19 protein-coding genes and 4 pseudogenes are annotated in these 18,153 nt (G+C 38.3%); 3 read left to right on the top strand and 20 right to left on the bottom strand.

Features of this window, described 5'->3' with window-relative positions; genetic code table 11:
- Positions 1–99 precede the first annotated feature (99 nt).
- Both HUG15_RS07415 and chrA read left to right on the top strand, forming a co-directional pair.
- Positions 100–408, top strand: a complete 309-nt coding sequence (locus tag HUG15_RS07415; RefSeq protein WP_200128071.1) for a PadR family transcriptional regulator — start codon at positions 100–102, stop codon at positions 406–408.
- Between the two features lie 15 nt (positions 409–423).
- Positions 424–1,599, top strand: a complete 1,176-nt coding sequence (chrA, locus tag HUG15_RS07410) for a chromate efflux transporter (RefSeq protein ID WP_200128070.1) — start codon at positions 424–426, stop codon at positions 1,597–1,599.
- Between the two features lie 85 nt (positions 1,600–1,684).
- Here chrA and arsC read toward each other — a convergent pair.
- The 7 genes and pseudogenes from arsC to HUG15_RS07375 all read right to left on the bottom strand — a co-directional run bounded on the left by arsC (position 1,685) and on the right by HUG15_RS07375 (position 6,435).
- Positions 1,685–2,100, bottom strand: a pseudogene (gene arsC, locus HUG15_RS07405) (arsenate reductase (thioredoxin)).
- A gap of 19 nt (positions 2,101–2,119) precedes the next feature.
- Complete coding sequence (locus tag HUG15_RS07400) at positions 2,120–3,418, bottom strand: arsenic transporter (RefSeq protein WP_200128069.1); 1,299 nt, start codon at positions 3,416–3,418, stop codon at positions 2,120–2,122.
- Positions 3,419–3,532: 114 nt separating this feature from the next.
- Positions 3,533–3,931, bottom strand: coding sequence for an ArsI/CadI family heavy metal resistance metalloenzyme (locus HUG15_RS07395; RefSeq protein ID WP_200128068.1), 399 nt, complete (start codon positions 3,929–3,931; stop codon positions 3,533–3,535).
- 54 nt (positions 3,932–3,985) lie between these two features.
- Complete coding sequence (locus HUG15_RS07390; protein WP_281393603.1) at positions 3,986–4,315, bottom strand: ArsR/SmtB family transcription factor; 330 nt, start codon at positions 4,313–4,315, stop codon at positions 3,986–3,988.
- 407 nt (positions 4,316–4,722) lie between these two features.
- Entirely contained in the window at positions 4,723–5,253 is a 531-nt protein-coding gene (locus HUG15_RS07385) for a CPBP family intramembrane glutamic endopeptidase (RefSeq protein ID WP_200128066.1), read from the bottom strand.
- Positions 5,254–5,421: 168 nt separating this feature from the next.
- The gene (locus tag HUG15_RS07380) at positions 5,422–5,937 is read right to left on the bottom strand and encodes a CBO0543 family protein (protein ID WP_246516540.1); all 516 of its coding nucleotides are present in this window, start codon (positions 5,935–5,937) and stop codon (positions 5,422–5,424) included.
- A 213-nt stretch (positions 5,938–6,150) separates the two neighbouring features.
- Positions 6,151–6,435 carry a DinB family protein gene (locus HUG15_RS07375; protein ID WP_246516539.1) on the bottom strand — a complete coding sequence of 95 codons (285 nt, stop codon included), beginning with the start codon at positions 6,433–6,435 and terminating at the stop codon, positions 6,151–6,153.
- A 112-nt stretch (positions 6,436–6,547) separates the two neighbouring features.
- Between HUG15_RS07375 and tnpA the strand changes: the two genes are divergently transcribed.
- Entirely contained in the window at positions 6,548–6,979 is a 432-nt protein-coding gene (tnpA, locus tag HUG15_RS07370; protein WP_200125374.1) for an IS200/IS605 family transposase, read from the top strand.
- 103 nt (positions 6,980–7,082) lie between these two features.
- Here the strand turns inward: tnpA and HUG15_RS22930 are convergent, their stop codons facing one another.
- The 13 genes and pseudogenes from HUG15_RS22930 to HUG15_RS07305 all read right to left on the bottom strand — a co-directional run bounded on the left by HUG15_RS22930 (position 7,083) and on the right by HUG15_RS07305 (position 18,149).
- Complete coding sequence (locus HUG15_RS22930; protein ID WP_246516623.1) at positions 7,083–7,214, bottom strand: hypothetical protein; 132 nt, start codon at positions 7,212–7,214, stop codon at positions 7,083–7,085.
- 192 nt (positions 7,215–7,406) lie between these two features.
- A complete protein-coding gene (locus HUG15_RS07360) occupies positions 7,407–7,826 on the bottom strand; it encodes a 5' nucleotidase, NT5C type (protein ID WP_246516538.1) in 420 nt (139 codons plus the stop codon).
- Between the two features lie 522 nt (positions 7,827–8,348).
- Entirely contained in the window at positions 8,349–9,191 is an 843-nt protein-coding gene (locus HUG15_RS07355; protein ID WP_200128878.1) for a TraB/GumN family protein, read from the bottom strand.
- A gap of 388 nt (positions 9,192–9,579) precedes the next feature.
- Positions 9,580–9,915, bottom strand: a complete 336-nt coding sequence (locus HUG15_RS07350; protein ID WP_200128064.1) for a hypothetical protein — start codon at positions 9,913–9,915, stop codon at positions 9,580–9,582.
- Between the two features lie 182 nt (positions 9,916–10,097).
- Complete coding sequence (locus tag HUG15_RS07345) at positions 10,098–10,532, bottom strand: DMT family transporter (protein ID WP_200128063.1); 435 nt, start codon at positions 10,530–10,532, stop codon at positions 10,098–10,100.
- A gap of 105 nt (positions 10,533–10,637) precedes the next feature.
- A pseudogene (locus tag HUG15_RS07340) lies at positions 10,638–11,109 on the bottom strand (GNAT family N-acetyltransferase).
- Positions 11,110–11,301: 192 nt separating this feature from the next.
- Positions 11,302–12,063, bottom strand: a pseudogene (locus tag HUG15_RS07335) (macrolide 2'-phosphotransferase); the annotation flags it as partial.
- 161 nt (positions 12,064–12,224) lie between these two features.
- Positions 12,225–13,460: an ISAzo13 family transposase gene (locus HUG15_RS07330; protein WP_200124195.1), complete on the bottom strand. Its 1,236-nt coding sequence runs from the start codon at positions 13,458–13,460 to the stop codon at positions 12,225–12,227.
- Between the two features lie 111 nt (positions 13,461–13,571).
- Positions 13,572–13,712: pseudogene (locus HUG15_RS07325) on the bottom strand (macrolide 2'-phosphotransferase); the annotation flags it as partial.
- Positions 13,713–13,920: 208 nt separating this feature from the next.
- Positions 13,921–14,502 carry a DUF4256 domain-containing protein gene (locus tag HUG15_RS07320; RefSeq protein WP_200128061.1) on the bottom strand — a complete coding sequence of 194 codons (582 nt, stop codon included), beginning with the start codon at positions 14,500–14,502 and terminating at the stop codon, positions 13,921–13,923.
- Positions 14,503–14,987: 485 nt separating this feature from the next.
- Positions 14,988–15,485 carry a hypothetical protein gene (locus HUG15_RS07315; protein ID WP_246516537.1) on the bottom strand — a complete coding sequence of 166 codons (498 nt, stop codon included), beginning with the start codon at positions 15,483–15,485 and terminating at the stop codon, positions 14,988–14,990.
- A 427-nt stretch (positions 15,486–15,912) separates the two neighbouring features.
- A complete protein-coding gene (locus HUG15_RS07310) occupies positions 15,913–17,088 on the bottom strand; it encodes a DUF418 domain-containing protein (protein ID WP_200128060.1) in 1,176 nt (391 codons plus the stop codon).
- 299 nt (positions 17,089–17,387) lie between these two features.
- On the bottom strand, positions 17,388–18,149 hold the full coding sequence (locus HUG15_RS07305) for a MerR family transcriptional regulator (RefSeq protein WP_200128059.1): 762 nt from the start codon (positions 18,147–18,149) through the stop codon (positions 17,388–17,390).
- Positions 18,150–18,153: the final 4 nt, after the last annotated feature.

Here is an 18,153-nt window from a genome sequence, read left to right as displayed (position 1 = left end):
ATATCCTTAAAAAGCCTTGAATATAAACATTTCATAATGTATTATTTCGATATCGTTATTCGATATCGTTTTTATATCTCTTTTGAGAGGAGATTAAGCATGGAAGAAAAAATTCTCAGAAAGCTCTTTCTTGGTTTTATTCAAATCCACATTCTACACCATGCAAAAGAACATCCCATTTATGGTGTATGGATGGTCGAAGAGTTAAAAGAACACGGATACGATATTAGTGCTGGAACACTCTATCCAATTCTACACACAATGGAATCCGATGGATTGCTAACGAAAGAAAATCGAAACGTTGGCGGCAAGATTCGAAAATACTACTCCATCACCGACCAAGGTGAAAAAGTATTAGTTGAAGCCAGGAATAAGGCTTATGAACTTTTTAAGGAAATCAAAGATTAGAAAAGAGGTGCAGGAGTGGCTTATTTAAAACAACTTTTGGAGATATTAGTTGTTTCTACAAGGCTTGGACTAACTTCCTTTGGCGGTCCTATTGCTCATTTAGGTTATTTTCATGAAGAATATGTTCGCAGAAGGAAGTGGATGGATGAAAAAAGTTATGCTGATTTAGTGGCTTTAAGTCAGTTTTTACCCGGACCAGCCAGCAGTCAAGTAGGAATCGGTATTGGGGTAATGAGAGGTGGCGTTTTTGGTGGCTTTATTTCTTTTCTTGGATTTACATTGCCATCCGTCACTGCGCTAATCTTATTCGCATTCATCGCACAGGAGTTTGGCGTTGTAGATGCTGGTTTTATTCAAGGTTTGAAAATTGTTGCCGTAGCTGTCGTTGCTCATGCAATCCTCGGTATGGCTCAAAATTTAACGCCCGACCTAACAAGAAAAACGATTGCGTTATTTGCTCTCATTGCAACTTTAATGATCCCTCATTCTCTTTCTCAAATCGGTGTCATTCTTATTGCAGGGCTCGTAGGTTACTTTATATTTAGGAACAATCAAAACGAGGAAAAGCTATCCATGACATTTCCGATTTCAAAACGGTTTGGGGGCATCTGTTTAACATTATTTTTCGGACTATTGATGAGCCTCCCTCTTTTAAGTCATTTTAGTTCAATGACTTGGATAAGCATATTCGATAGCTTTTATCGTGCAGGATCCTTAGTGTTCGGAGGCGGACACGTGGTCCTTCCTCTTTTGGAACGAGAATTTGTTCCTACGGGATTAATCAGTGAAGAGTCATTTCTTGCCGGTTATGGTGTAGCCCAGGCTGTTCCGGGTCCTCTTTTTACGTTTGCTTCCTATATTGGAGCTGATATTGGTGGGTGGGCAGGTGGACTAATGGCAACAGTTGCGATCTTCCTCCCAGCATTTCTCCTTATATTGGGAACATTACCATTTTGGTATTCGTTGAGAGAAAACAGTAAGATTAAAGGTGCATTTATGGGCGTTAATGCAGCCGTTGTAGGAATACTCATCTCTGCATTTTGCCAACCCATATGGACGAGTGCTATTCTCACCCCTATGGACTTTGCTTTAGCTGCACTGTTGTTCTTTATGCTCGTTTATTTAAAACTTCCACCTTGGATCATTGTTCTTTCCGGTGCAATAGGAGGATCGCTTTTAGCTATCTTTTAAGAGACTGGGGTAGAAAATGAAAACTAATTGATTTTAGTACAAATCGTAGTCCCTATTCCATTCAATGACCATAAACGGCTTCTTATCATGTTGTTTTCGCAAATTGTTGAATACGCTTGCCAATTTCATCACGTACTCGTTGGAATTCAACCCACTTCTCATCGTTTGATCCTCCAGCTTTTGCCGGATCATCAAAACCCCAATGTTCACGGCGAATATGTGGCGGTGTCATTGGACAACAATCCGCCGCATCTGCGCAAAGGGTCACAATCATATCAACGTCGTTCCATAAATCCGTATCAATCACATCTGATGTTTGGTTGGAAATATCAATATCGACCTCGTTCATGGCTTTTACTGCATTTGCGTTTAAACCATGCGCTTCGACACCAGCACTATACACATGCCATTCCTTACCTAAATAATGTTTGGCCATCCTTCGGCCATTTGGCTACGGCACGAGTTTCCTGTACACATAAAATAGATCGTTTTTTTAGACATGATGTTTTTCTCCATTTCTTTAACTAATGATCATTAACCAGAGATAAAGGCCGAGTAAGGTAATAAATAAGACGGGTAAAGTAATGACAATGCCTGTCTTAAAGTACGTCCACCAAGAAATCTTGACGCCTTTTTGCGTAAGGACGTGTAGCCATAACAGTGTTGCTAACGAACCAATCGGGGTAATTTTTGGCCCTAGGTCAGAACCAACCACATTTGCATAAACCAATGCTTCTTTCATCAACCCCGTTGCTGCTGTTGTATCAATCGCTATGGCATTGATCATGACCGTTGGCATATTGTTCATGATTGAAGACAGAATCGCTGCTAAAAAGCCCGTGCCCATGGTTGCCGCAAAAGCCCCTTGTTGTGCAACGTATTCAATCCCTGAAGCCAGAAGATCCGTTAAACCTACATTTTGAAGCCCAAACACAACGACATACATCCCAACCGAGAAAAAGACAATGTTCCATGGCGCACCTTTGAGGACAGAACGTGTAGCGACAGCAGGTCTCTTACTGGCAATCCCTAAAAAGATAAGGGCAATCATTCCCGCAACAATGGATACAGGAATATGTAGAAACTCACTAACGAGATAACCAATTAATAATACTGCTAAAACAAACCACGAGATCCGAAACATTCCTTCATCTTTAATGGCTGTTACAGGCTTTTGCAATTTTTCATAATCGTATCGCTTTGGAATGCTCTTTCTAAAACAGAGATACAAAACAAAAATACTGGCCACTAATGAAAAGAAGTTAGGAACAATCATCCGTGTGGCATATTCAATAAATCCAATCCCAAAGAAGTCCGCCGAAACAATGTTGACCAAGTTACTTACAATTAACGGCAGCGAAGTGGCGTCGGCAATAAATCCACTCGCAATAATAAACGGAAACACCATTGTTTCGTTAAAATTCAACGAACGAACCATGGCTAAAACAATGGGTGTGAGAATTAAAGCCGCACCGTCATTGGCGAAAAATGCAGCGACAATGGAACCTAAAATACAAACATACACAAACATGAGCACGGCATTGCCTTTGGCCGCCCGTGTCATATGGAGAGCTGACCATTCGAAAAAGCCTATCTCATCCAAAATTAAAGAAATAATAATAACGGCAACAAACGTTAAGGTCGCATTCCAGACAATGCTTGTAACTTCAATAACATCGCCAAAAGAAACAACACCGAGAAGCAAAGCAACAATGGCACCGCCACAAGCAGACCAACCAATATCAAGATTTTTAGGCTGCCAGATGACCAAAACGAGTGTAATAATAAATATCGAAAAAGCTAAAATGACTGAAATCAACGTATGCGTTCTCCCTTACTAAATCAAGTGTTTCTTTCTATAAGACATGGTATATGCCATATTAAAGGCAGCCAGTGGCCGCCTTCACTATTACATTTAAAGTTGCATCAAATATTAACCTGCGCAACATTCATCATTAGTTTCTTCAGCATCATTCTTTGTATAAAAATATTCCCACTCGTTCCCATCAGGATCTGTTACCCAAAACTTATCTTGGACGGCATAGCAACATGTCGTATCCATTTCTTCTCGGGCAAAGAACCCAACTTTTTCAAGCCTTTCTTTATGTTTGGTCACTTCCTCCTTGCTCTCCAATTGTACGCCAAAATGATTAATTTGATTTCCTTCCACTTGTTCTGTTGGTGTTAAAGTTAAATTAAAATTTGGATCAGCCGTTAGGAACTTAATATAATCATGTTTTTCCTTTGCTGGCGTAACGCCGAGCATATTTTCATAAAAGGTTTTACTCTTCTCTAAATCTCTCACGTTTAACCCGATGTGCACGTTGGTCATACATACATCTCATATATCATCAATTTTTTTTGATTTATTGGGTTTAAAAAGTTACTAACACTTATTGAATCCAGGTTTGAACACGCAACATAATTCATCCGAGAGTACCCGATCCATTTCCACTTCGTTAATTTCATAATAACTCCAAGTACCTTTGGTTTCCCTCACTAAAAGGTTAGCATCCATCAGTATCTTTAGATGGTATGACAGCTTCGATTGGCTCATATCTAACTCTTCCGTAAGGTGGCAGACACATGTCTTTCCTCTCCTGCTCAACAGATGAAGTAAATGCAATCGTTTTTTATCTGCTAAGGCCTTAAACGTATGTTCATACTTCTCTAAAGTATTGATTGAGAGCTCATCAACGGGTGATACTACGTCCAAATCATCCACCCCTTTCATCAAATATTGTTGATTTAATTGAACAGTATCATAATCACTGGAAGTAAATCAAGTTAATTTGATTAATTTATTTCTCTTCTTCAACAATCGTGCACATTAGCGAGAAAGTCTTATTCAGCATAATGGCCTGTTAATGGCATAAGCCACTTAGACTATTCAATATCAAAATTGCGGAGCAAAAAGGCATGAAGATGGTCCGCTTTATCCGTGGACATCTTCTTTCCTCATTAAATGTATTCGATTTGATTTACTATACACATGCTACTAAAACCTACGTCTCAAGCTTCAACTTATTTATCGATAGAAGATAGAGCTTCCTCAAAACTTCCGCACTGATGTTTAATCGTCGTATTGCGGCATAGTTTATGTTTTAGTTTGCAGCTCAATTATTACTCTGTGTTTTTCCAATTTCCAGTTACGGCCGCAAGGATCAGCCAAGGCTCTATAAATAAATTAATCAAAACATGAGCAACGATCGGAGCAAGTATATTTCGATCCGCCACAATATACAAAATGGCAAGTAAGCCACCAAGGACTGTCGTAGCCAATATAGCTGGAAGAGCAATCTTCAAATCTCCTCCAAGTAACACCCACGCGCTATGTGCCAACCCGAAAATGATGGCTGATGCTAGCACTTGTATAGTTATTGAAAAATCTAAACTCATTAGCCAATCCATCAATAGTTGCCTAAATAAAATCTCTTCTAAGGTACTAGAAACTATTGCAATCCATATACCTATCACTTTAAGCCATGAAATTGTAAATAGGTTCTCACGTACAAAAGGAATCACTTTAGCAGTGTACATAATATATCCAACTGCAATTACAAAAGTTATTATCCAAACAATCTGATTATTAAAAGCCTCAGGGTTAATTCCTAATCGATGCTCAATAAATTGTTGAGGATCTCTTAAATACATAAACACAAGCCAAAACGTAAGAAAAGATGAGATACTTACCAGTATGATCGCAGTTTTTTTTCATCACGTGTTTTCATTAGAAACTCCTTGTAATTACTCCATTAAATGGCCCGATCGTATTGTGTTACAAGAAATAGAACGATATCCTAAAATGAATCTGCCTATTAACTAGCTATTTTGTTTATCACTCACTTTTCTTACAAACCCTACAAGAACTCTTGTTGTTAAAGACTTCAAGGTCAGGCTTCCAAAAGAATGGTACCACTTCCATCCCTTTTTCCAATCATGTAAATTTGTTTTCTGTACTATTAACCATTCACCTAACGTCGATGGAACTGTTAAAATAAGCAATTTAAAAAGGATCATTTTTGGCTTATCTTTCTCCGACCATTGGTTAAAGAAAACGGTAAATGTAGGATATACAAGAAAATCAAAAAGCACACTTGAATCAAATAATTTCGGAAAGTAACGAACGGGATATTGAAGTATTTTGTATGAAACAAGTACGTTATCTATAATCCCATTGGTAATTCCATTAAATAAATAAGCCAATAACCAATCTTTGATTGACGATTTTTTCCTTAATAATAAAATTGCTAAACTGGATACTGTAACAATAAGCGTACCGTGCAAAACGAAATGATCGACTTTATTCCCTTTCATGGAAACACCTTGCTTTTTCACCTTAGGATGCTTCATGAAAAAATAATTATTCCGATTTGTGTCCAATGATAAGAGGCGTTCCCGGTTAATGACATCAGTATTTAATTAAATGATCTTACGCTAAGAAAACCCAAAAAAGCCTAATTGCCCAATAAACTTAGGCTTTTATTACTTCACAATCGCACCCTATTCTTGAACAACACATAACTCGTAAAGAGCCCTTACAAACAGTTTCTAATTGACTTTTGCTGGCTCAATGAGGTCTGTATCTTCAGGTATGTAACCCAGGTTTCTACTCATTGATACGATCTGACCTTTGTGATGAAATTCGTGAGTGATTACATGTGTATATAGCCAAAGGGTTGTTAGCTCTTCCTTTTCTTTTTGCCATGGGACATTTCCTTTAATGCCAAATTCCCATTGTCCATTAAACTCTTCAAGAAATTCATAAACAAGGTCATCGACCCCTTCAAAAACTTGGCGCATATCTTGAACATTACTTATTAGATTAGCTGTCACCGGCGTGACCCCTTTTTTAAGTTATAGAAGCGTGGTCTAACTCCACCGTCTTTAGACGGTATAAGCTTTTAGCCTTGCCTTTGAATGTCCATACTTAAACCGAGGTGAGAGTATGGATGAATACAAAAGAAGTAGCCACGCGGTCTATGACATCAAATACCACATTATATGGGTTACAAAGTATAGATATCATGTGTTACGTGGCGACATTGCCCACCGAGTAAGGGAACTAATCAGACAAGGATGTGAAGCGAGAGGAATTACGATACTACAAGGAAGTGTAGGGAAAGACCATATTCACTTATTATTGTCATGTCCGCCGAGCATAGCACCGAGTAAGATATTGCAATATCTCAAAGGGAGATCATCAAGGTTAATCCAAGACGAATTCCCCGCCCTGAAGAAAAGATATTGGGGCCAGCACTTATGGGCGAGAGGATATTTTTGTGCAACAGTAGGGAATGTGACGGAAGAAATCATTAGAAATTATATCGAAAACCAGACGAGCGAGAAGAGGAACGATATATTCAGGATTGATGATTGAGTTCCAGTCAAAATCAGTATGCTTGAGCTTAAGGACTTTCAGCAGACTTCAGTCTGAAATGCGACTTTCAGTCGCGGACAATTTATGTCCAAATCCACCTGCTTTAGCAGGTGGGTCGTTTAAGGCCGAAATTCGCAAGCCAAGACTGATAACATGCCGCAACGTGTACATGTAAGTTACGGATAGATCCCCAGCCAAATTGATCAAGTTCATAAGTGTAATCTTCTATAGTCATTGATTCGCAATACTGAAACAATTCTTCTCGTGTGAGCCGGATCCAATCATATTGCTTAACATATAAATTCATTCACTTCACACTCCTAAATAAATTTTAGAACATAATTTCAGAAAAGACCAGATGCATTTGGACCAACAAGCCAATAATGAGCGCAATACTTATTCCGCAAATGTGCCTCGCTTGTTGTTGTTAACCTAAAAAATATTCTCTAACCTCAGACCAATCATTCACTCTTACATAAGAAGTTTCTTTAATATTGTGGGGTGCCGTGAATAGAATACCTTGCCCCCGAAATTTTTTAAAATGTCTTGCGTTATCATCTATAAGATAATCTGCGTTGATTATACTTTTATCACCACAGAAGACAAAATTTAAGTCACTTAGGAATTCAAAATTTTTTTTGAGCCATTGATACTTAGGCTCAAAGGAGGTTGGATGCTCCATAGCAGCAGTAGTTATAAATATCTCATATTCTATTTGTAAATCCCGAATAACTTCTTGACTACCTTTAATTATAGATAAATCGCTGAAGAAAGATGGCTCATTTAAATACTGTTGTATTCTATCTTTATAATGAGGCCTTAATTCTTCTAGATTCTTCCCGATCAAATCATCGATCTCCAAATTTTCATCATTATAAATCTAAATGCTTGGGAAGCGCATCTGCAATAACCTCATCCATATCAATAGCTATTCTTTTCATAATTAACCTCCAATTGGTTATTTCACAAATGGCCAACCAGAAATAAATTCCGATTGACCTTATAATACGATCTGGCCTTTTAATTGGGTTAGTACCAGCCAGGCTGCAAATCCGGCAAAATTATGGATATAAATGGAAAATCATATTTAATGGTCGATATTTGTTGTCACATCATGTGGGAAGTAACAATCTTCAAAAGCATAAAGCCGCATTTTCGATTAAAAATGCCGCCCACAGCTACTCAAAAAATAATAATATTGTGGTACGTTATTCCACAAAAGCGCGCCGATTGGGAAAGATCATCTCAATAAGCTTGAGCAAATCGCCTAATTTGCATTGGCCCCTCAATAATAAATCTTGTAGTAGAGTTGATGTCAGTTGAAGGTTCAGCCGTCTAATAAGAAAAACTTTTGGTACATACTCCACTATTAATAAATAAATTCTACGTTGTATCCTTTTTCCTTAAGCTCACTTGGAAGACTTGGTTTTATCAGGGTATGTCCAGAGCCTACTACTACAAAGTAGGTCTTACCGCTATTATCTTGTAGCAACTTATCAAATTTGTTAACCATATTTATATTACGATTGTCATTCATCTCTTTTTGATACTCATCATTTGTACGTTCAAGGTCTTTGGTTACAATGTTAATTAGCGCTTTTTTATTGCTATCGCAATTACTGTGTATCCAGTTATGACCCAATTGATTTATCCAATCAGCTTGCTTCTCATACGTTTGTAGTAAATGTTCTAGCATTTGAACCTGTGTATCTATTTTATAGCAACTAAATGTGTTATATTGTTCTTCGACGGTTTCTAGTTCAATAATTTCTTTACCATCCTCTACAGCTCGTTTAAGGAAATATAAATCTACACCGTACTCGGGTTCTAATTCGCTCTCTTCCCTAACAAATGCCCCTAATACACTCTCAATGTACCACGGTTGATAGTTTGTGAAATTTTCTAAAGATAACCCATGCGCTATTAAAATATCTGAAACTTTCTTCATTGACCTTTCCGATAAAACGTCTTTCAATGTTGCCCCTTCATGAAATAATGCCAATTTATTAATTTCTTCTTCATTTATTTTGGGTTCTATTAAATTGATCTCTGGAAGAATTACATCGGCACTTTCATAAGCTTCTACAATTTCACTGGCAAGCGGATAAAAATTCTCATGACCTAAATGAATGATACCTTGAACATACAAAGTTGTCTCACGATGATTAATCCTCCACAGTAGCCCACCGTTTCCCTTATAACTGTATACCATGTTATCACTTTCCTTTATTAATAGTCTCTTATGGTTTACCTTAGTTGCCAATTTTAAATGGTACTACCCCTATATTACCACTTTCATGAAAAATTCCCCCTATTTTCCTTGTGTTATAATTGTTTAAAATGCATTGAAAGCCATACATTTTCAATGTCAGGGGAGAGTAACCTTCAATTCTTTTAACAGACTGAAATTTTTCCCATGCTTCCGACAATAACAAGTTTTTCACGCTCCCATACTATGAATCAATTGATTTGATTCCAGTATGGTCTTTTTATATGACCTTTATTCAACAATCGAAATATAAAAAAGTACATTCCTTGAGTAATCGCGAACAGATAAGGCACTTATTCTTATTCGGGATAAGCACCCTGTTAAAATTCAATTACTTCTTAGCGTGCTCAGCTTCAATTTTCTCATTCAACTTGGGATATTGTTTCTCAAAAGACTTCACTATCTTTGTCGTTTTATGGAAAGCAAACTTTTTCACCTCACCATAAGGGATCCATATTTCTCTATCCCGAATCTGTTCATATAGAGTCGAAATAACTGTATCGCGGTCATTCTGAGAGAGTTTCCTTGTTGTTCGTTTTTCCTTCATTTTATTGTGATAAAGTTTATAAAGCTCCGCAACAATCCAATTTTTTTGACTCTCTTTCAATTGTGAAAAACGTTTGTTTGTTTGAAGAAGCTTTCCATTTACCTTTATATGGTTTTTCATTAGGAACCACCCTTTAAATCTTACCTGATTTATTCTTTAAAATTTTAGCCCAAATGCTATTGTCTCATTTTACTTGAAGAAGGAAAAGAGCCTTTATATACAATACGGGCGCTAATATTCCGGATAAGCGCCTCTTTAACGGAAGATCGCTCTTCTTCTAGGCGAACAACACTGTAAAGATATTAAGGCTTATAAAACAAATATAAGGCCACACCCATTAATAAAACACCTGCTATTCTTTGAAAGTTAATTGGCATTACCTCTACTCCAAACATCCCAAAGTGATCTAAAACCATTCCAATAATCACTTGCCCCAGTATTGCTGCAATCATCGCTGTTCCAGCACCCACTTCAGGAACACTAAGAACCATAATAAATATATACAAAGCACCTAGTACCCCGATAAATAAATTCCATTTTGGCAGAGTAGAAATTTGTGCAAAGTCTCCTTTTCCTACAACAAAAGTAGCCACTAAAAGTGCAATGGTACCAACACCATATGCCAAAAATGACGCTTCAATTGTTCCGATTTGTTTCCCGATTTGAGCGTTAATGCCTGCTTGTAAAGCTAATGCTGCACCACCAAGCACGGTAAATAAAACGAACAACCATGTCATCAGCAAGCTCCCCCTAAAAGTTCCCATATGCTGTTAAATGGCCCTTTTCAGAAGGACGCACTATTCAATTAGCGCGCCCGATTGCAGTATACCAACTAGCCATAATTACTCGGAAACCAACTTTTTGGTCATTTGAAAATTAGGTATTGTAATCCCCTTGCGTTCTACATTTTGAGATCTTATTATCTGGTACCCGTGACGCTCAAAAAATGGTTTAGCCGTTAAACTTGCTTCCGTATAAATTTCCGAAAGTCTAATTTTACTTGCTACGGATTCGAGCTTATTTACCAAAGCTGTTGCAATTCCTTGTCCCTGAAAATCTTTGTGAGTATAGAGTCTATCTAGGTACCCATTATGTGTCATATCACTAAAACCAACAATTTTACCGTTTATTTCGGCAACATAGGTGATGTTATTATTTAAGGATTCATTCCAGTTTTCCAATTTAACCTCTATTTCTTGCCCAGGCATTAAGTTGTTCTGTTGTGTAATCTACCGCGTTTACTGAATGCACTGTTTCGTAAAACAAAGAAACAATCTGGCTAATATCAGAGTCTTGAAACTCCCTAATTCTCATAATTTTTGTGTCTCCCTGTTACAGTCTTCAACAATATGGCCTTTTTCCATAAGATCGAACGCTGTTCCTTATTACGCATAAGCGCCTCGTTTGCTTAAGAACGGTATTACAAATATTGGCGTATCAGAGGTTATGATGTGTTAATCATGTCCGACAGTTGAGTTAATTAATAAAGCCGACTAGTCATGTTCATTAGCTTTCGCTTGCAAGCATGTGTGCTGCTGTCTCATGCATGTCTTTCATTCCTGATGCTAGAGCGTATTCGGCAACAGTGATGGCACTTGTTGTTAAAAGCTCAATAATATGATCATCCATTCTTGACCAAGTTTTACCCCCGGCATTGTCATAAGCATTGATTAACTTTGTTAATCCATCTTTACCAAAGAGCAGTTGATGCGACATGAAGTCAACAGATACATCAGCGATCCCCACTTCGGACCAATCAATTAAACCCGTTACATAATTGTTCTGATCAATAAGGATATGACCGGGATGTAGGTCTCCATGTTTTACCCCTACAAAAGATGGCCAAAGAGAGTCTTCAGCCAACCATGTTTGCCACCGTTCCCATAAATTTTTATTAATATCGTATTGTTCTTTCACACGTTCCATTCGCTGTTTCATGGAACCTCTCAACTCATGAACACCAAGAATTTCGACACCGCTATTTTTAAATTCTTGGTGAGTTATTGAGTGTAAATTCGCAAGTATTCTTCCTAATGAGTCATAATATTTAGTCGGTACATTGGTTTCATCAAAACTCCAAACATATCCTTGTTGCTCAACGTCAACAGTAGCAGCAGGAACACCACTTAATTGCTTATAAGCAATTAAGTTTTCTGAGAAGATCGACCAGTCAGGGACTTGGAAGTTTGCCTGTTTATTAATGATATCTAACGTCTCTTTTTCTTGTAGTGCATTTCTCATAGATTCTGGTCTACGTGGAACCTTTAGGGAATTTAAGAAAAATAACAAGCCAATAATGGGGCGAGGCCGAATGATGAGGGATTTATTGTCATTCACACCCCACTCATCGTGTCAAATTTATTGATATTTAGGCTTACAGAACGAATATTAACGTGTGGACATACACCTCCCCTTTCCCCCAATTTTATTCACTGTGTCTTTAAGCCCATATATAACGCTGCCTTACACTGATGAGGGTGGATCTCCACAAACCATTTCCCGATCCCTTTGGCTCGATCAATCATCTTTTCATATTGATCCATTACGTTCTTTTCAACTTTTTTCCCTGTCTCATAGGTGTTTTCTTCAAGGGTGACAGAAGGGTGCTTCTTTTTCCAAGTCATACTCTCAGCGAATCCTAAAACCATCTCTTGTGTGTTCAAAAGGGCCCCGTTCCAATGTTGCTCAAGCACTGCCCACACCCTTTCAATTGGGTTGTATTTACTGTGATAGGGCGGGTAATAGGCTAAGATGACTTTGATGTCGTAGGTAGCCGCAAACTCAATCATTCTTTTCATGAATTGTGTTCGACGACTGTTATTTTCAGGACCATTATCGGCATTTATGATGAGGGTATCCACCTCCTGTTGTGAACGCAACTTGTGAACATAGGCTTCGATTTGATCAGCGATTAAATCAGCTGTCACTTTCGATGCCGTGAAAGTGAGTTCGACATGCTCATTGGACATATCCAGGATTCCAAATAGTGATAAAAATGTCTGACCAAAATCATGATCTGCGGCCTCTACACGCACTCTACTTTTTCCACCTCTCGAAAACGGTCCGATTTTCACTCGATCCTTGGTATCAAAGGAAAGACGAACCGCATTGCTTTCTCCTTGATAAGCTTCATGAGTGGCGTGGAGATTTTCAAAGATCGCATCGGTTTCTTCGATTTTCTTGACCGGTTTTGTTTTCTGCACCTTCTTGAGGTGGTAGCCCAATTGATGGAGTTTGGTATTTAACGTCTGGTTGGTCGGCAAATCTGCATCTTGATAGCCTTTTTGGAGAACGAGTTGATCTCTGACTTCTTGAATGGTCATTCTTGTATACAGTTGAGTCGTGTTGAAACTGGGGTCGGTTTGGCTTTGGCCATCTACAATGGCTTGGATATCTTCTAACAGGTGAGGGAGATGGCCTTTTTCGACTTTCTTTCTACCCCTTGCTTGAAAAGCATCTGTGATTGGAAACCCTGATTCTAGCTCATAACTTCCTTTTCTTATCGTATCTCTACTCACATGAAATGTTTCCGCTACAGCTGTTTGTCCTCCATCTCCATAGGTTTTGGCGATCTTGGCTAAAGCGATGCGTTTATCGGAACTTTTTAATTTGTCGATCGTTTCTATCATAATTTCTTTGAATCCGTTAGATAATTTCTGTATCATGGTATCAGTATCCTTTGTTATATTTTTGGTTGCTGTTACTACCATTAAAACATATACAAAGGATACTTTTGTGTATATTACCATAATTGACTAATTATTTATTTGAACATCCCTTAATATCCATTTATTACCGTTTGAATCTTTGGCATGTGCGACTCGAAAGTCAACACCAGACTCATTAATTTTTGTCGTGTCTTCCAAGATATCTAGTCCATTATTATTTGCTAATTGTTTAAGTTTGACTGTATTCATGTTCTTTTCCTACAACCTTCCCATCACATAAGTCGATCTTCAACAATCTGCCCCCGATTCTGATACAGCTTTTATTCCACAAAAGCGCCCGATAAACCAATAAAGAGCACAATACTTATTCCGTTAAAGCGCCCTTTTCTTTAAGAATGCAATTAAAGCCTTTCGCTAAGATCCGTTCTAAAATTAAGTTTAGCTATCTGTACAAAATTTAGACCCTTAGCGAGCCACGGAACCCTCTGGCACTATAGTAAGAGTCTGCACCGTTATGATACACGAAGACGTGCCCAAAGCGAAAATCGCAAAAAAGGGCACCGCCGAGTTCTCTAATATCAGAGGGTGTTTGCACCCAACTCGACGATTTCTTGTCGAAATTTTCAAGTTTCTGCAACGCACGATATTGTTCTTCCGTCAAAAGTTCAATGCCCATGGTAGTTGCCATATCAATAGCGTTATTTTCTGGTTTATGTTTTTTCCTTGACTCCAGTGCTTCACGATCGTAACAAACACTTCTGCGACCTTTTGGACTTTCTGCTGAACAATCATAAAAAGTGTATTCGTCCTTCTTTTTATCATAACCAACAACATCCGGTTCACCGCCAGTTCTTTCCATTTCATTGAGCGTCCACAGCTTTTCAGTATTAGCATCCAGGTTTGCTTGGACTTTGGCCCATTCAAGACCTTCATGGCGGTGCAAGTTTTTTTCAAAACGGATTTTCAATGCTTTGAGTAATTCTTCACGTTGTTCTGGTGACAACTCTTTTTTATTGCTGATTTTATTTTCCTTTGTCAAGTTAGTTTCTCCTTATTGTTTTTACTCATATTGTTTTAGTAAACAAATATTTGTTTTATATCAAATTGTTTAAATAGCTGTGTGAATTTAGTTTACAATAAATTAGCTGATTAAGTAAATCCATACCTCCACAATCTGGCCTGATTGCTTAAAGGTAAAAATGTTACGTAAAAATAAAGTTGTTTACTTTTATTCAGCAAACGCGCCCGTTCGGAAGTTGGGTGTTTTTGCACAACCCCTCGAAAAGGTGGAATAAGACGAGATTTGATAGTACTAAACCAAAATTAGGTTGTCTCTTTAAGAGACTGAATTAATCTTCACCCAAACTGCTACCCGTTTCGATATCGATTAACCAATGACTCCGTAGCATAAGAGCCCGTTCTGTTCCAGCTAATGCCGCTGCAATACCAATCGCAAAATTAACCCAAACTGACAGTGTGATTGGAGATACAAATGTCCCAATATTTTCAGAACTCCATGGAATGTCAGAGATTGTTTCCATTAGTTGAGGTACCCATAGAGCTATTGATACTAATAAGATGACAACCGCCATTCCTTCCGATAAAAGAGCTGATTTTGGGAAATCGTTTATGCACCCACATTCGAAAACCTCTAATCGAACGTTTATCTGGATATACTGAAAGGGCATCTTCTTGATCTGTAATATAATGAATTCGATTAATACCGCTCGAACCGTTTGCTATTTCAATTACGCCATTATCTACTGGAAGAGCTGCTGGAAGCTTAGAAAAGGCAACATGTTTACCTTCGCGGTATAAATCAACGCTAGGTTCTTCTGCAAAATATCTGGATCGTATAGCGTAATTAGTGATTTTTCCGTCAGTATCATTAGTTATTTCTATATGAAATAATGAGTGGGTCAATATATTCCATATTCGGTACTTTTTCAAAAGATGACCATCGCCCTCTTTAACTTTTTTCATTTTCCTACGACGTTTACCTCGACGAATAAAACGAAACATGGGACACCTCCCTTTTTTATTTTTCCAATTGAATTAACCATATTTTTCCTTTTTAAGGTAATATAAGGGTTTGTGTGGTATTTTTGATCAAACTTTATTTTAAAACTATATATACAGAAGACTAAATAAGGGGAACTAGCCACACCATAAAGTTAAATATTCCCAGCGCAGCCCCTCAATCCCCGAGTCGTTTCCGTACCCCTAAATCTGCTGTCAATAGTTTAACTAACAATAGGTAAAAAGGGTATAATGTCCCTTTTGATTCCACTTACGCGGTCTTGTGACTGCAAGGCGATTGCATCTACCTTGTTCTTTTTAAGTGGAAATCCCCCAGCAGGCTGGGTTGAGTTAATTGGTGTCGTGGGATTGATGATTGACTTTTGGCTATCGTGGGCTGTGGTCATAGCAGGGGGTAGGACGACTGGTACTAAATTCGATAGATAAGTCTACGCAACAAGGCATCTGCAGGGCCGTGCATTCCTCTATACTCCATCGTCATAGCCAAAAGAAGACTGGTGAACCACAAAAACACAGCGACAATAACAGCTCCTGTACTATGCAATACCTGACCCAGTCCAAATACGACTGGCGATAGGGTAATGACCAGCATAGCTTCGATAAAGACATAAAAAGTGAGTGATCGTTGTCCTAACGCAGTCAATGATCGAACCATGAGACCTGTACGACTGACAATGGGACCAATCAGCCCAAATATGGCTGCGTACCCAATACCACCGGCGAGCCCCGTAATCATTTGAAGAGCCGTGAACAACCCTTCCATCGTTGGGGAAGAACTCCATAACTGCGCCCCGTCAAGGGCAAGCGGTAGTCCCCCAATGATTGAGATTGAAGTGCCTATGATAGCTATTCGAACTAAATGCTTTCGGTTGCCAACAAGCAGCAAGTTATTACGTGCAGCCCATACCCCGATCAGTATCGGCAAGAGCATGGGGTACATGAAAAGTTGACTCAAAATCATGAAAGGGAAACTGATTAAATTAAAGAGTGTGGTTTCTATATATGATTCCGAGTTAGATTGTCCCAGTGTTTCCAGGCTCATCCCGGTAGCATCCATTGCATGCGCCATGCCCATCCACACAACAGGAAGAAGGAAAAGAAAAAACAGGGCAACAATAAGCATAGCACGAATGAGTACACGATTTCTGCGAAATAAAATCCATCCGATAAGGAGCGTGGAGAAACCGTAGAAAGCTAGAATATCAATCCCGCCAATAATAACGGCATGGACGAACCCAAATAATAAAAGGAAAAACCCACGACGCCGCAATAATCGTTTAGATTCTCTTTCTAACGTTCCTGCATTAAGCTGACGATTAACCATCATGGCTAACCCATAACCTAACAATATAGCAAACAATGGAAGTCCTCGATTATCCACGAACAAGATACTGACAAAATTAACGGCTTCATCAATAATGCCCTCACCATCTGGACGACCGAGTAATAACGGCGCATGGGCAATGGCGATAATCAAAAGCATAAACCCTCGGGCTAAATCTGGTGCAAGCAAACGCTCTTTCGCTGAAGCAGACCCTCGAGCTAATCCTCTCGAGTAGCCCGTTTGTTTTTTTAAATTCTTCATGCCACAAACTACCTCTCATTAATTTTTTCATTTAGTTCATATTTCATCCAATCAAGCCAATATCTCCATTTGGTAATATGAGCGTAGCAACTTAATGATAGCTCTCTTGCCAAGATCTTCGTTTCAGACAAATTCAAACGCGTTAGTGTAAAGAAATATCACAAGAAAAACAATGACCATCGTAATCGTAAAAAAATGCGGAGATGATCCAAAAAGTAAATTCTTTTCTCCATAATTCGTTCCTTGCTTAAAACGGATTTCCAATACCTCTTAAAATCCATCGTTTCATTTAGTTCAACTCATTCCCGATGCTGCGATTGGCTCTTTCCGACCTTCCCCCATTTTGCTTCATAACGATTCATGATGCTTTCAATATATTGAATGACATCATTATCCAAAATGAACAAATTTCCTTCTTTTGGCGGTTGGCTTTGAAGCTTCCAATACTTTTCCATAAGTGCTGAATCACCTTGAAATGTATTTTCAAGAAAGTATACGAGTTTATTAGCCAAATGCTGTGACTTGAGCGATTCAGGATCTTCATTCTTTTGCTCCTTGGCGGTTGTCAACAACTCAACCAATTCTTTGGACTCTCTTCCACCGAAATCCAAACTAGGGTTTTTCAAAATGTCTAGCTCGCGTTCATCAAAATATTGCTTCAAAAATAAATGTTTGTTGTATCGATCTTCTTCTGTTTCCTTGATAAAATGGAAAATATTTTCCCAGCTAAGGTCTTTCTCAATCTGGGATAAATGCTGTGACAGTCGCAACGTCTTTTCTAAATAACTGAGTCTTTCTTTTTCCTTAGTGATGAGCACCAACTGTTCTCCAAAAACGTTTTCCCAATTTTTTTGATCCAGGATGGTTTTAATTTTGCTTAATTGAAAGCCGAGTTCCTTTAGGGCAATAATCCGCTGCAATATAACGATATTTGTTTTTGAGTAGAAACGGTATCCCGATTCTGCGGTATAAGAGGGTTTTAACAGATTGATCTCTTCGTAATATCTAAGCGTTCGAGTGGTTATGTTCATTTTTTTTGCTACTTCTCCAATACTGTACATAGTG

Source organism: Salicibibacter cibarius, from assembly GCF_016495725.1.
Lineage (GTDB): Bacteria > Bacillota > Bacilli > Bacillales > Marinococcaceae > Salicibibacter > Salicibibacter cibarius.
Note: the sequence above shows the minus strand (reverse complement) of the source record. Positions and strands in the feature narration are given on the sequence as shown.